The 14,298-nt window shown below is 33.6% G+C and carries 14 protein-coding genes; 2 read left to right on the top strand and 12 right to left on the bottom strand.

The features are described 5' to 3' along the window. Positions 1-2: 2 nt before the first annotated feature. The 10 genes from mvaB to MKY90_RS12750 all read right to left on the bottom strand — a co-directional run bounded on the left by mvaB (position 3) and on the right by MKY90_RS12750 (position 8,780). The gene (mvaB, locus tag MKY90_RS12795; protein WP_002017011.1) at positions 3-914 is read right to left on the bottom strand and encodes a hydroxymethylglutaryl-CoA lyase; all 912 of its coding nucleotides are present in this window, start codon (positions 912-914) and stop codon (positions 3-5) included. A gap of 21 nt (positions 915-935) precedes the next feature. Then, positions 936-1,151: an acetyl-CoA carboxylase biotin carboxyl carrier protein subunit gene (locus MKY90_RS12790; protein WP_001985297.1), complete on the bottom strand. Its 216-nt coding sequence runs from the start codon at positions 1,149-1,151 to the stop codon at positions 936-938. A gap of 26 nt (positions 1,152-1,177) precedes the next feature. Next, positions 1,178-2,515, bottom strand: coding sequence for an acetyl-CoA carboxylase biotin carboxylase subunit (locus tag MKY90_RS12785; RefSeq protein ID WP_078178952.1), 1,338 nt, complete (start codon positions 2,513-2,515; stop codon positions 1,178-1,180). Between the two features lie 15 nt (positions 2,516-2,530). After that, positions 2,531-3,676 carry an acyl-CoA dehydrogenase gene (locus MKY90_RS12780; protein ID WP_002032227.1) on the bottom strand — a complete coding sequence of 382 codons (1,146 nt, stop codon included), beginning with the start codon at positions 3,674-3,676 and terminating at the stop codon, positions 2,531-2,533. Positions 3,677-3,892: 216 nt separating this feature from the next. Then, positions 3,893-4,861 carry a YbgA family protein gene (locus tag MKY90_RS12775; protein WP_078178953.1) on the bottom strand — a complete coding sequence of 323 codons (969 nt, stop codon included), beginning with the start codon at positions 4,859-4,861 and terminating at the stop codon, positions 3,893-3,895. 4 nt (positions 4,862-4,865) lie between these two features. Continuing rightward, positions 4,866-5,519: a TetR/AcrR family transcriptional regulator gene (locus MKY90_RS12770; protein ID WP_002032224.1), complete on the bottom strand. Its 654-nt coding sequence runs from the start codon at positions 5,517-5,519 to the stop codon at positions 4,866-4,868. A gap of 24 nt (positions 5,520-5,543) precedes the next feature. Then, positions 5,544-6,563 carry an ABC transporter permease gene (locus MKY90_RS12765; RefSeq protein WP_002127488.1) on the bottom strand — a complete coding sequence of 340 codons (1,020 nt, stop codon included), beginning with the start codon at positions 6,561-6,563 and terminating at the stop codon, positions 5,544-5,546. Further along, positions 6,560-7,285, bottom strand: a complete 726-nt coding sequence (locus MKY90_RS12760; RefSeq protein WP_016120235.1) for an ABC transporter ATP-binding protein — start codon at positions 7,283-7,285, stop codon at positions 6,560-6,562. The genes MKY90_RS12765 and MKY90_RS12760 overlap by 4 nt, the downstream gene beginning before the upstream one ends. A 184-nt stretch (positions 7,286-7,469) precedes the next feature. Further along, the gene (locus MKY90_RS12755) at positions 7,470-7,721 is read right to left on the bottom strand and encodes a hypothetical protein (protein ID WP_002017002.1); all 252 of its coding nucleotides are present in this window, start codon (positions 7,719-7,721) and stop codon (positions 7,470-7,472) included. A gap of 216 nt (positions 7,722-7,937) precedes the next feature. Further along, on the bottom strand, positions 7,938-8,780 hold the full coding sequence (locus MKY90_RS12750) for a metallophosphoesterase (protein ID WP_002032218.1): 843 nt from the start codon (positions 8,778-8,780) through the stop codon (positions 7,938-7,940). Positions 8,781-9,381: 601 nt separating this feature from the next. Here MKY90_RS12750 and MKY90_RS12745 point away from each other — a divergent pair. Both MKY90_RS12745 and MKY90_RS12740 read left to right on the top strand, forming a co-directional pair. After that, complete coding sequence (locus tag MKY90_RS12745) at positions 9,382-9,951, top strand: hypothetical protein (RefSeq protein ID WP_002127485.1); 570 nt, start codon at positions 9,382-9,384, stop codon at positions 9,949-9,951. 421 nt (positions 9,952-10,372) lie between these two features. Beyond that, the gene (locus tag MKY90_RS12740; protein ID WP_341091483.1) at positions 10,373-11,788 is read left to right on the top strand and encodes a phosphatidylinositol-specific phospholipase C; all 1,416 of its coding nucleotides are present in this window, start codon (positions 10,373-10,375) and stop codon (positions 11,786-11,788) included. Between the two features lie 153 nt (positions 11,789-11,941). Here MKY90_RS12740 and MKY90_RS12735 read toward each other — a convergent pair whose 3' ends face one another. Then, positions 11,942-13,318 carry a lytic polysaccharide monooxygenase gene (locus tag MKY90_RS12735; protein WP_002168344.1) on the bottom strand — a complete coding sequence of 459 codons (1,377 nt, stop codon included), beginning with the start codon at positions 13,316-13,318 and terminating at the stop codon, positions 11,942-11,944. 289 nt (positions 13,319-13,607) lie between these two features. Next, positions 13,608-14,183 carry a TetR/AcrR family transcriptional regulator gene (locus MKY90_RS12730; protein WP_078179147.1) on the bottom strand — a complete coding sequence of 192 codons (576 nt, stop codon included), beginning with the start codon at positions 14,181-14,183 and terminating at the stop codon, positions 13,608-13,610. Positions 14,184-14,298: the final 115 nt, after the last annotated feature.

Genomic DNA, 14,298 nt, shown 5'->3' with positions numbered 1-14,298 from the left:
TCTCACCTACTTATCGTTTTATGTTGAAGCGCTCTATACACATGACTCGGTAATTGGATATTCAACTTACTTTGAATAAACTGACTAGCTCTCAATAACTTTTCTTCATCAATATTAGTTTGGACTCCCAGCTTATGGAGCATATGCACTAAGTCATCAGTAGCAACATTACCCGATGCTCCTGGTGCATAAGGACATCCTCCGAGTCCACCACAAGAACTATCAAACGTTGTAATACCATATTCTAAAGATTTAACTACATTCGCCAGAGCCATTCCATACGTATTATGAAAATGCATTGCAAACTGCGAAGCATCATACTTCTTTAATAGATGTTCTAATACTTGTTCTACTTGTAATGGATTCGCTACACCAATCGTGTCACCGAGAGAAACTTCATAAATGCCGTATGAAAATAGTTGATTACATATTTCGTCAACTGCTGTGGCACTTATATCCCCTTCATAAGGACATCCAAATACAGTAGAAACATAGCCTCTTACCTTTTTACCTTCGAACGTTGCCTGTTTTGTTATATCTTCAATTACAGCTAATGCTTCTTTAATAGATTTATTAATATTACTTTTATTATGAGATTCACTTGCTGATAAAAAAACATTCACCTCATCTACATTTTGCAAAAAAGCTCGTTCCAAACCATTTTGATTTGGAACAAGCGCTGCATATGTAACATTTGGATCCCTTTTTAGCTCAGAAAATACATCACTTGCATCTGCTAATGCAGGAACCCATTTAGGGTGAACGAATGAGGAAACTTCAACGTACGACAATCCCGCTTCTGTAAGTAGTTGAATCCATTTTACTTTATCTTTTGTGCCAACAATCTTTTTTTCATTCTGTAAGCCATCACGTGGCCCGACTTCTTTAATGACAGCAAAATTAGGTAGTTTCAATTCGCTTCCCCCTATATCTCCCTATTCAATTTCTAGTAATACATCTCCTTCATTTACAAAATCGCCTTCTTGTACGTTAATTTTCATAACAGTTCCGGCTTCTTCTGAAACGATTGGAATTTCCATTTTCATAGATTCCAAAATGACGACATCCTGCTCTTCCTCTACTGTATCTCCTACTCCTACAACAATCTTCCAAACATTTCCTGCCATCGATGCATATACTTTCGTCATCATTTTTTCCCCCTTAATATTCATAAATCTTACTTTTTAACAAGTTGTTTCGTTACAAAACCCGTTGTATAAATACCACTTTTGAACACATCGTCTCCGAGTACTTGCAGTAACATTGGTGTGTTTGTTTTAATACCTTCTACTTTTAACTCTTCTAGAGCAATTTTTAATTTTGAAATCGCTTCTTCACGAGTTTCACCATGTGCGATTATTTTCGCAATCATTGGATCATAGAAAGGTGTAATCGTTACTTGATTCTCCAAAAAGTGATCAATACGTATATTTGTCGGTAACGTTAAATCTGTAATTTTCCCAGGTGATGGGAAGAATGTTTTCGGATCTTCTGCATAAATACGAGCCTCAATGGCATGACCACTACGTTTTACATCATCCTGTGTAAATGATAGCTTCTCACCATATGCGATAAGTAATTGTTGTTCAACTAAGTCTAACCCAGTAATTTCTTCTGTAACTGGATGTTCTACTTGTAATCTCGTATTCATTTCTAAGAAATAAAAGTTCTTTTGATCATCTACAAGAAACTCAACTGTACCTGCATTTGTATAACCAAGTGCTTTAGCAGCTTGTACAGCAACTTCTCCCATAGCCTTTCGTGTACCCTCATCTAAAAATGGTGAAGGTGCTTCTTCAATTACTTTTTGATTTCGGCGCTGCACTGAACATTCGCGTTCCCATAAATACACTGTATTACCATGTGTATCTGCTAAAAGCTGAATTTCAATATGATGTGCATCTGCTATATAGCGTTCTAAGTACATTTCTCCGTTACCAAAGAAATTTTGCGCTCTTGTTTTATTACTTTCAAATGCTTTGGTGAGCGTTTGCTCAGTTTCCATCAACTGCATTCCAATGCCTCCGCCGCCCGCGGATGCCTTAAGCATTAATGGATAACCAATTTGTTTTGCAATTTCAATTGCTTCTTCAGCAGTTTCTATATTTGTAGTAATGCCTGGAACTACTGGTACATCTGCTGCTTGCATCGCTATACGTGACTCAATTTTACTTCCCATCTTAGTAATGATTTCTTCTGAAGGACCGATAAATACGATGCCTTCTTCTTTACAGCGAATCGGAAAAGATGGATTCTCTGATAATAATCCGTACCCCGGATGGATTGCTTCAGCATTTGTCTTCTTAGCTATTTCCATAATTTTTTCAAGGTTTAAATAGCTTTCTTGGACACGTGGACCGCCTACTAAGTAAGCTTCATTTGCCAATTTTACATGAAGGGCATTTTCATCAGCCTCAGAATAAATAGCAACGGTACGAATGCCAAGTTTTTGACAAGTTTTCATAATGCGAACTGCGATTTCCCCGCGATTAGCAATTAATATTTTTTGAAACATAGTGACTCCTCCTTTTTATCTACATCCTAAATGTCTTGCAATTACGAGACGTTGAATTTCAGAAGTTCCTTCACCAATTTCTAAAAGTTTTGCATCACGAATATATCGTTCAACTTCATATTCACGCATATAGCCATATCCACCATGAATTTGTACTGCATGATTTGCTATACGACTTGCAGCTTCAGATGCAAACAACTTTGCCATAGCCGCTTCTTTACCGAAAGGTTTATCGTTATCTTTTAACCAAGCTGCTTTATGTACTAAATTACGCGCTAATTCTACTTCAGTCGCCATATCAGCCAATTTAAATTGAATCGCTTGGAAATTAGAAATCGGTTTTCCAAATTGTTGACGTTCTTTCGCATATTGCAATGCACGTTCAAATGCAGATTGTGCAATACCTACTGCTAATGCTGCAATTGAAATACGTCCTCCATCAAGTGTATATAAGAATTGTTTAAATCCTTTATTTACATCACCAAGAATATTTTCTTTCGGTACACGTACACCATCAAGTACGATTTCACAAGTATTAGAAGCACGAACACCCATCTTATCGTAAGGGCTTGAAATCGTTAATCCTTCACTAGTAGTCGGTACGATAAATGCAGAAATACGTTTTTTACCATTGTCTTCAAAACCGTTGATAGCGGTTACAATAATTGTATTTGCATACTCTGCGTTTGTAATCCAGCACTTTTCACCACTAATAACATATTCATCGCCATCTAAAATTGCTTTCGTTTGTGTGCCCCCTGCATCAGATCCAGCATTTGGCTCCGTTAATCCGAAAGCACCTAACGTTTTACCTGACGCCATTGGAACTAAAAATTTCTGTTTTTGTTCTTCTGTACCGAAATAATAAATTGGAGAAGCACCTAATGAAATTGTTGCAGCATAGCTTAAACCTGTTCCACCACAAGCACGACCAATCTCTTCAACAGCTAACGCGTACGATAACGTATCGCCACCTGAACCTCCATACTCTTCCGGGAATGGGATACCTAATAATCCTAGTTCGCCCATTTTTTGAAATGTTTCATATGGAAATTCCGCAGTTTTGTCATAATATACAGCTTTCGGTGCGATTTCCTTTTCAGCAAAATCACGTACCATTTCTTTAATCATTTGTTTTTCGCGAGTTAGAGTAAATTCCATTCCGCTACACACCCCTTATCGAATATTGAGTTTCGACAGCGTGCGAGTTTCTACTACAAACATTACTTCTTAAAAGACACGAATATTAGTTAGACAATTGCTATAATTCTGTCATAACTTAATTTTAAAACAGATTCTGTACCAATGCACAAAAAAATTCCTACATTGTTCTACAGCAACATAGGAGGTTTTGTGTCGAATTATGTAATTTATTGTTTAATAATCTCTACTTTTTCCCGAATCAGAAATTTCTACTAACCCTTCAGGGTATGGTTCGAAATATGTTTGTCTTAATAAATACTTTTCATCAAATCGAATGGCCCATGTTTTTAAAATGACAAGTAAACTACTAAGTGGGATTTTCTTTTCAGAATACTTCTGTAACAGCTCTAAAAAATGATCTTTTTCTTGTTTTTTTAGCTTTGTTTTAAAATATCCGAAAATGTGCTCACATACATTTACATTCGATGTATAGCGAGGCGCGCGAATAAATAATTCATATAAAGTCTTCTCATAGTTATCAAATACGACTTCAATTGTTTCATTTTTTTGATTTGCAATAATACGCCCTAATTCTTTTTGTTTCACCTGATTATATGCCATAAATAAATACTTATAATCTGATTGAAACGCTACGAGTTCTTTTATGTTTTTAGTATGTTTAATCATTTTGTAATGCGCGATTGTAAACAATCTTGTAAAGAAATGCTCTCTAATAATAAAATTCGACAATCTACCTTCTTCTTCAATTGGAAGATGCGAAAATTTTTTTATTACTGCTCCACCAAATAATTCAGTTCCTTTTCCTTTTACTGGCCCTTTTTCAAAACCAGAATAGATTTTCACATCACGAGTTCCGCAACTTGGCGAACGATTCTTCAAAATAAAACCGTCAACTTCAGGTAATGTTTGTAAAAATGCATTTGAAAATTCATTCATTTTTTCAGTTACATCTTCTCGTATTGACGGTTGTACAAGCCTATTCGCACCATTTTTTTCTACAATACGTATCGTTTCACGAGGAGTCCCTAAACCAATTTCTACTTCAGGACATACAGGTATAAATGTAACAAATGGCTGCAAGTTTCGAATTGTTAAATCTGGAACCATCTCTCCATTATAACGACAGGCATCAAATTCTAAACATTTACTTACAACAATTATCGGTTTAGCAAATTGTCGCATCACATTACCTCCGTGGCGTTAGTCCATACAATATAAATTGAATCGTATTTTCAATTTCCACTTCATCGTCCCATTTCTCTTCCGGCAATAATAAAAACCTCGTTAAGAGCAACCCTAATACAGCTGATAAAGTAAGACGTAATACGGAAGATGGTGGAAGTTCAATAATTTCCCCTTCTTCTTGAAACTTTGCAATCAGCTTTTTAAAATGTACAAGCAGTTCTGTTTCTATTAATTGTTGTATTTCACTTTTTAGTTCCGGCTGAAATGGTACTTCTTGAATTAATATTTTTATCATTGGAAAGTGCTTTTTAGCAAATTCAAATCTATTTTGAATTATTACTCTTAAAAGCACTTCATACGATTCATACTCTGTTTTAAATATTTCTTTTGCAAAGGCTTGTACGAAAAATGGTGCAGCAAACTTTGTTAAGGTCGGCATCACGACTGCAAACAATAAATCTTTTTTCGTTTTATAGTAGCGGAAGATTGTTCCTTCCGCTACACCAGCTCGCTTTGCAATTTCACTCGTTGAAGTTGAGGCGTACCCTTTTTCTCCAAACATATCAACAGCTGCCTCTAATATACGCATTTGACGTTCATTACGTTTATCAGCATTCGTTGCGGCAACTAATTCTTCCAGCCAATCCTTCTTCATTTATTGTGCTCCTTTTTATCATCATTATATTTTGCGATGTTTCTTTAATGCAAATACATTTCCTACTGCAAATAATAGTGAAAAAAGTAGTAATACAGTAAGATCTAATGCAATCTCTGTAAACCCTTGATTCCGAATCATTACTTGTCTCATAGCGTCAGCACCATATGTGAGTGGAAATAATTTACCTAACATTTGTAACCATGTATTCATGGATTCCATTGGAAACAACCCAGAAAAGAAGACTTGTGGCACGATAACAAGCGGTATAAATTGAATCATTTGAAATTCATTATTTGCGTATGCCGATAAAAATGTGCCTAATGTTAGTGCAGTTAAAGAAAGCATACATGTTATAAGTAGCGTTAGCCATATTGAGCCAGCTACATATAAATCTAAAATATAAACTGAAAAACTTACAATTATAATAGATTGTATAAGTGCAAAGATTCCAAAACCAATAATATATCCTAAAACTATTTCCCATCTTCTCACTGGTGTGGACAATAACCTCTCTAATGTACCACTTAAACGTTCTCTTACAAAAGATACTCCGGACAATATAAATACAAAGAAAAATGTAAAGAAACCAATTAATACGGGACCAAGCCCATCGAACATCGTAATGTCTTTAGAGCCATGTAAATAATCCACTTCAGGCTTCATCATTGATACATTATTCTTCTCTGTACTCTTTTGCAATACTTGAAGTACTGCACGGTTTTTTGATGAATCACTGCCTTCTAATAGAAGATTCATTTTTCCATTTTCTAAATGAATTACTGCATCTACCTTTTGCTTTTCTAATTCCGAAATTGCTTTGTCTTTACTATATTCATAAATTGATGCTTCTTGATTTTTCATTGCTTTTACTATAGGAGCAGGTACATCGACTACAGCAATATGCGGTATATAGTCTTTTTGTGTAAATATTAGCGATAATAACCAAAGTAATAACATTGGTGCCCCAAACATCATTGCTAAAGAACGCTTATCTCGAAAAAATTGACGAATGATACGGATGACTACACCATTAACTCTCATGATTCAATCACTCCTTCTAACATAAAGACATCTTCAATTCGTCCAGAAGATGTTTGTTTTTTCAATTCCTCCGGTGTGCCAATCGCAACTAAATTCCCTTCTCTAATTAGCCCTAGACGTTCGCAAAACTCAGCTTCATCCATAATGTGCGTTGTTACAATAATAGTTGTTCCTTTCTTTTTAAGGTCATAAAACTTCTCCCAAATCGATTTTCGAAGTAGAGGATCTATCCCAACTGTTGGCTCATCTAAAATTAATATTTCTGGTTCATGAAGGAGTGCTATCGCCAATGATAAACGTTTTTTCATTCCACCTGAAAAATGCTGTACTTGCTTTTTCATATGCTCTGATAATTGCACAAGTTCAAAAACTTCTACGATTCTCTCTTTCTTACGCTTACCTTTTAACCCATACATCGTTGCAATAAAATCTGCATTTTCATATGCCGATAGTTCTTCGTATAATGCATCAGCCTGAGCCATATAACCAATTCTTTTCATTTCATTTAGATTAGGCATGTTTGTATTAAAAACAATTACATCCCCTGTAGTTGACTCATTAATACCTGCAATCATTTTAATGAGTGTTGTTTTCCCTGATCCGGAAGGTCCAACCAAGCCAAAAATTTCTGCTTTTTCTACTTGCAGCGAAAGGTTATGCAAAACTTCTTTTTTTCCAAATTTTTTTGATACATCTCGTAAAATAATTGAAGGTTGCTGCACTAAAAATCCCCCTTTTCTTTAAAATGAGTGAGTACTCACTTTTATTTTACTCTTGAATTATTATATGTCAAACTTTTCAAACATATATTTTTTCTGTTATTTACTAAATCAATGAAACAGAGTCGACATTAGAATATCTTTTCTTAAAGTCGACTCTGTTTCATTGTAAATTATTTGATTTTTGTTATGTTTTTAAATTTAAATACCTTCTAATTCTAGCAACATCTAATGAATATTCGATAACTATTTGCTGTATTGGTAATATAACCGTTTCCGGATATAAATGTGCATATTGTAACGTTTCTGCATACTTTTCCAACCGTTTTTCTAAATACTTTACAATTTGCTCAGGATGACTTACTAATAAAGACGTACTATAATAATGAATTTGCTCCTCAATCGCCGTATATTCTTCAATTTCAAATTCTTTATGCATTTGTACACCCCTTTATATTTTTAATATTGCTTAATAATAACTATTTTAACTCGACTAATTTTTAAGTTTTTTGATTATTTACACTATAACAAACTCAATAGGTCAAATTTTGTTACTTTATGTAACGTTGAAAAATTTTAACAAAATTGTAATGGAAACTTGTACTCAAGAAAAACTACCTTTAAATTATTCTCCTGAACAAAAAAGCCGTACAGATTAATTTAACTGCACGACTACAATCTCAGGTCTATTAAAAACTCTTTGCGGAATGATACTATTGCCTAATCCTCTACTAACTATCATAGACGTATTTTGTTGTTCATATAAACCCGCTGTATATTTGGGCAGTATTCCTTGATTAGGAGCAACTAATCCCCCGATAAAAGGTAACCGAACTTGCCCCCCATGTGCATGACCCGATAACACTAAATCTACTTGCTCATCAGCATATGCTTCTAAAAATTCAGGCCTATGGGATAATAATACATTATACCTATCTGGCAGCGTTTCAATTTTTGCTTTTACAATTGCATCTTTTACAATACTTCCTTCATCAATATCTCCAGTATTAAATTCCGGATCATCAATTCCTAACAAGTTTATTTCGTGTCCTCCCTTTTGTATTATTACATGTTCATTTCTTAAAACAGTGACATGCTGTTTCTTTAATTTTTTTTCTAAACTGTTATATTTCCCTGACCATTTTTCATGATTTCCTGTCACAAAATATACCGGATATTCCTTCACAAGTTCTCGTATTACTTGCATACTCATTTCTGCATCGTACGATTTACTGTCTATTAAATCACCCGTAATAGCAATAATATCTGGATTTATGCTTTTTACTTTTTGAATTAAAACGTCTTGATTATCACCAAATTTTTTATTATGTAAATCTGAAATTTGTAGTATTTTATATCCTTTAAAAGAAGAGGGAATTTTACTAGAGGTTATTTTAACCTCAGTTATACTTATTAAATTGTTTTGTAAATATAAAAAGATACTAATGCCTACTAATATACCAATAATTAATATGATTCTTTTAATCTTCTTGTTCATAACTTCCTCCTAAAATCTTAATCAGTACTACAGTTCACAATAAATATTACGTGCCCTTCGCATTCAGAATAACTGAAATTTTTTAATTGATTTGTAGTATTTGTTATAGTTTTATACGCCACTTATAAAATTTTTCAATCGCATGCGTGTATGATGTCATGCTCATTTCTCAGTAATTTTATAGCAGATCACTGGAATCTCTTCATAATATTAACATTTATCTTACTTAGTTTGATAACTATATCATGATAATTCCTATAGTTTTTTATAAAAATATTGTGTACTTTTCTTGAAGTATATACGACATTTGATTACAAATATATTATTACCACTACGATTTTAATTTGTTTAAAACGTACAAAGAGAGAATTGAAACACTAAATTGCCTTATGAAAAGGTATTACTGTATTATTTATTAGAAAATTGAAAAAACATGTGTAGATAGCTATCATTGTAAGTGCATATATAATTAACTTTAATTTTCTGACATAATTTCACATAATTCTTAAACTATTTTTTTGCGTGCATTATGAAATAAAATATTGCCCCATGTCAGTCTTTAAAAAATTATATATCATAACTTTAAGGGAGGAAGAAAACTATGAAGATGAAAAGAAAAATCATGATGACGACAGCACTTGCAGCTACATTGGCTACAGGTGCACTACCAAGTACATCGGTGTTTGCTGCTGAAAAAGAGGCTCCTATCCAACAAGAAGAGACACAGATGAGTATTCAACCATTTGCACAAAATAATTTGGAAACAGCAGTTAAAGCTGCCTTAAATGGTCCAGAAGTTAAAAAAATTAAAGTATTTGAGCATGAATTTAATGTAAAACCAATTGAAGTAGTAAATTTAGGTGGCGGTAAAACATATGTTAAGGGACAAATTTCTCATCATTTAAGTTTTCGTCCAGATGATCAATTTTATTATGAGTTTACAGTGCAAGATGGAAAGGTAATAGATAAGCCTGTATTTAATATTGATAGAGGTGGTTGGACACCATTTACTGCTCCACTTTTATCAATTCTTGCTGCGTATAATGGGATTCCAGTAAATCCAAATGATTTAAATGCACTTGGTCAACAAATTGGGAAAGTTATAGATGGAAGCTGGGAACATGCAGCCCAATCTATCGCAACTGTAGTTAGTTTAAGTTTTAATGAATAGAATTTTTAAATTTTTATTAGCATTGTAGAGATCCACTTTTCCTAAGTAGCCTTGTTATAAGAAATTCTGAAACAGCTATAAATAGATTTTTACCACTCAGTCACATTATCTTGATTTGTTAACCACCTTATCATTCATTATATGTCACAAAATAGAAGTCTTTTTTAAGACTTCTGTTTTGTTTGTATACAGTACAGCGGAAAGTTTGTTTTTTACCTATCTATGCTTCAATTCTTTAAGAATCCGTTTGACTATTAGATACAATTTATTACAACAAACTATTAAAATCTCAAATAACTTCCTACCCTATTTTGATTTTTTCAAACACAAAAATTCATTACTTTAAGAATGAAAACAATAGATGTAGTAAAAAATCATCTTGTTTTATTATATCTATTGTTTAAAAGTCAGGAGAGATAAAATGAACAAAATAAAAATGAGGAATTTTTTTAAAATTAGTATCCTTACTTGTTTCTCACTAGCAAGTTTAAGTACACCATCTACTATTTTTGCTGATAGTCATCCAGGTTATTCCTATGAATCCAATATAGGCTATCAAAACCCAGCATGGATGTCGAAAGTAGCAGATTCAACAAAATTGAGTGAAATATCTATTCCAGGGACTCACGGTACAATGGCTTTACATGGAGCAAGTTTTCTTGATGAAAATTTGACAAGAAATCAAACTATGAGTCTACCACAACAATTAAATTCCGGAATTCGATATGTAGATATGCGTGTTAAACGTGTAAAAGATTCTTTTGCAATGTACCATGGGATTGTAAATCAAAAAGCAATGTTTGAAGATGTATTAAAAGAGGCAATTCAATTTTTAAAAGATCATCCTACAGAAACAATTTTAATGCGCTTAAAAGAAGAAACTACTCCTGAAAGTGGCTCACTATCATTCGAGGAAATACTTAATAAATACAAAGACCTTAATTCTTCCTATTTTTGGGATCCGAGTTCTGTACCAACTTCAAAAAGAAATAATCCTACTCTAGGAGACATCCGAGGGAAAATTGTAATCTTACAAAACTTTACAGCCTCTCAGCAATATGGTATTAATTACGATAGCTTAAATATACAAGATACATTTGAAATTGAAAACGGACCCGACGGAATGTATGAAAAATGGAATGCGGTGAAAACCCACCTTCAAAATGCAAATAATAATTTTAATAATGATAAAATCTATCTTAACCATTTTAGTGGCACAGGTGGTGCTGCTGCATTATTAAATAATGTTTATCCTTGGTTTGTTGCAAGTGGTAAAGAGAGCAGAAATACTGATAGTAACCCCAAGATGATTCAAAAAGCTACAACTAATGCGTGGGAAGATTTCCCTCGTGATATAAATGGTCAAGTATTTTATGGTGGAATGAATACACTTGGAACTGAGTTCTTACAACAAGGTGGAATGAAACATACTGGTATCATTGCAGCTGATTTTCCTGGACCAGGTTTAATTGATAGTATCATTAAATTAAATGGTATACATTCGAATGAAAAAGAAATATTAATTTCGCAAATTTCTTCCGAATCTAGTCCTTTATCCGGTCAAAAAAATCGATCCAGTCAAAACTTTAAAATTGATAGTTTACCTGTAGGTACTAAGGAATTAAAATGGATTATTGAGCCTTCAGAAAAAGATCATCCTTCTACTATTTCTTTCAATGTAATGATTGATGTTTCCCTAGGTACAGATTCTATTCGTTGGAAAAATATTTCACATGGATCTAGGACTGAAGCTTATACGAATACTAAATATTATATTGCAAGCCCACTTGGTGCCACTAACAAATTTACAGTGAAAATATACGCTATTACAAATTAAAAAATAAAGAACCCCAATGGAATTCCTTTTTGATGGACTACCATTGGGGTTCTTTAATAATTTCATTTCGTATATATTGGGATGAAGAGTAAAAATTGCACCCCTGTTCCGGTATTGCACATAGAATAAGTGATAACTACCCTTTTCCACTTATCATTTATTTAAAACTGGCTTCCAAATCGATAGTGCAAAAATCCAATTTGGATCGCCGTTCCCTTGATAACTTTGAACCGCTTCATACACTTTTCCCTCATGTACTACTTTATCACCTTTATTGTATGCTTTTCTTGCATCCCATTTTTCATAAGTAGAGCCATCTAGTTTTGTTGCTACAGTTAAAACATCACTTCTACTAGACTCATTTCTAGCTAAATCAACCGCTGTCACTACATATTTGTACGATGTATTTGCCTTTAAATTTTTATCCACAAAGGATGTATTATCCGTTGTCCCAATTTTATTCATAACCCCTGCGTTTTCTCTATATACAACATAATGGTCAACACCTACATTATCTTCAGACGGACTCCACATCAAATCAACAGTTGTCGCTGTTGTACCCATACTATGTAATCCTTTAGGTTGAGTCGGAGCCTCTATATCTGGGATTGCATTTGTTGTCTTAACCTTTAGTTTTTCACTTTCTTTTGATATATTTCCAGCAGAGTCTAATGCCTTTATTGTATAGGTATATTCCGTATTTGCTTTTAGTTTTTTATCAATAAAAGTTGTACCTGGTACCGTATCAATTACTTCTCCATTGCGTAACACTTGATATTCTTTTACACCTATATTATCAGTAGAGGCCTTCCATGTTAGTTCAACACTATTGGCAGAAACTTTAGACGCATTTAATCCAGTTGGTTGACTTGGAGCTACTGTATCGGGAGCTTCATTATTTACTAGATTTACATCAATTACATTATAAAACGCATTTGACGTATCTGCTACATCCCATACAGCTAAAATAACATGATAACCATTGCGATCAGTTGGTACATTAATTGTATGTGTTAAATTATTTGATGCTGCCGAACCGTCATGTTTCACAGTTCCAATTGGTTCTAATTCAGCACGTGTTAATGGTTTATTAGGATCCCATCCCTTTTTGGTAATGTAATAATGCCATTTACTTGTAGAATGTGCCGCTGTGTATTTCCATGTAAATGTATTTGCTCCCCCCTTTATTGTGTTTTTGAACCAGCGATTTGATGTTTGTTGGTCAAGAATCCCTCCAAACAGTCCTCCTGCCGAAGCGATTTTCCCATCAATCGGTCCACCATCTGGGAATCCTTTAGGTGCTTCTAGACTTTGAGGTTCGTACATTACATTTCCACAATTTAAATTTAATGCTCCATAATTCTGACTACATAAAGCAGCACGACTACTCGGCTTTTCAACAAACCCATGTGCATATGCACTTTGAGGAATCATTGTAATTGCCGTCACCCCTGCAGCTAAAACACAAGCACCAATTCCTTTTTTACTTTTTCTTAATCTTTCTAACTTAGATGTTAATTTCAAATTCATACTTGTCCCCCCAATATATTGTTTATGCTAATATAATAGCAATATAGGGATAAACGAACAAATCACCTACTAATATATTAATAGTTCAATAACATAAACACATTTAGTTTATTTATTAACCTGATATGGGGATAAATTAAGCAAATTAATTCTATTTTGTAACATTATGTAGTAAAGAGTTTATAAAAAACCAATAAAGATTCACAAAAAATCCAAATATCGATTACTTAATTTTTTACAACCACACCCCCACACGATAACTACATTATTAAGCAGGTTTCATGATTTATTACATTCTCTCGCCACCTGACAAAATCAGATCAAAAACATATTCCTGCATATTATCGATTAGTTCAACCACATCTGGATTTTTATCATTGCTCAGCGACCAATTGATTGACACCATTGCGTTTGCTGTATACAACTGAGCTACAAAGTCAATCGGCACACTTACTTCAACCTGCTGCTCTTTCAAATAGGAATAGCAGGCATTATATAAAATGGATTCTAATTCTAAACGTAAATCCGCTGAGGGAACACGTACATGGAGTAAAGTTGCAACCTCTTTTTTTCGCGCTGAGATCTTATCGGTTATCATATTAATAGCTTGAGCCACATTTCCATTCTCTATTAATGCGAAACGAAATTTAATTTCTTCCTTGAACCAGCAGACATAATTTTGCACTAATTTTTCCAAAAGATCATATTTATCTGCAAAATGGCTGTAAAATGTGGACTTACTCACCATAGCATGTATGCAAATATCTTTAGTTGTAATTCGCCCAAACTCTTTTTCTTTCAAGAGGGTAATAAGTGTATTAGAAATATTTTTCTTCGTTTTATAAACGCGAACATCCTCTCCCATTAATAATCAATCTCCTTCCCAAAGTTGCTTATCAAACCATTTATATCCTTATGGTTCGATTTCGTACTTCTTACCCTTTCCTGCTTGTTGTTTCTTTAATATACTTCTCTTATCC

The sequence above is a fragment of the Bacillus sp. FSL P2-0099 genome (assembly GCF_038007445.1).
Taxonomy (GTDB): Bacteria; Bacillota; Bacilli; order Bacillales; family Bacillaceae_G; genus Bacillus_A; species Bacillus_A mycoides.
This window is presented reverse-complemented; position numbering and strand designations above follow the sequence as displayed.

Bases quoted from the DNA above. Each gene is read 5' to 3' on its own strand.
- MKY90_RS12790 (WP_001985297.1), bottom strand. From the start codon at position 1,151: ATGATGACGAAAGTATATGCATCGATGGCAGGAAATGTTTGGAAGATT.
- MKY90_RS12785 (WP_078178952.1), bottom strand. From the start codon at position 2,515: ATGTTTCAAAAAATATTAATTGCTAATCGCGGGGAAATCGCAGTTCGC.
- MKY90_RS12780 (WP_002032227.1), bottom strand. From the start codon at position 3,676: ATGGAATTTACTCTAACTCGCGAAAAACAAATGATTAAAGAAATGGTA.
- MKY90_RS12775 (WP_078178953.1), bottom strand. From the start codon at position 4,861: ATGCGACAATTTGCTAAACCGATAATTGTTGTAAGTAAATGTTTAGAA.
- MKY90_RS12770 (WP_002032224.1), bottom strand. From the start codon at position 5,519: ATGAAGAAGGATTGGCTGGAAGAATTAGTTGCCGCAACGAATGCTGAT.
- MKY90_RS12765 (WP_002127488.1), bottom strand. From the start codon at position 6,563: ATGAGAGTTAATGGTGTAGTCATCCGTATCATTCGTCAATTTTTTCGA.
- MKY90_RS12755 (WP_002017002.1), bottom strand. From the start codon at position 7,721: ATGCATAAAGAATTTGAAATTGAAGAATATACGGCGATTGAGGAGCAA.
- MKY90_RS12750 (WP_002032218.1), bottom strand. From the start codon at position 8,780: ATGAACAAGAAGATTAAAAGAATCATATTAATTATTGGTATATTAGTA.
- MKY90_RS12745 (WP_002127485.1), top strand. From the start codon at position 9,382: ATGAAGATGAAAAGAAAAATCATGATGACGACAGCACTTGCAGCTACA.
- MKY90_RS12740 (WP_341091483.1), top strand. From the start codon at position 10,373: ATGAACAAAATAAAAATGAGGAATTTTTTTAAAATTAGTATCCTTACT.
- MKY90_RS12735 (WP_002168344.1), bottom strand. From the start codon at position 13,318: ATGAATTTGAAATTAACATCTAAGTTAGAAAGATTAAGAAAAAGTAAA.
- MKY90_RS12730 (WP_078179147.1), bottom strand. From the start codon at position 14,183: ATGGGAGAGGATGTTCGCGTTTATAAAACGAAGAAAAATATTTCTAAT.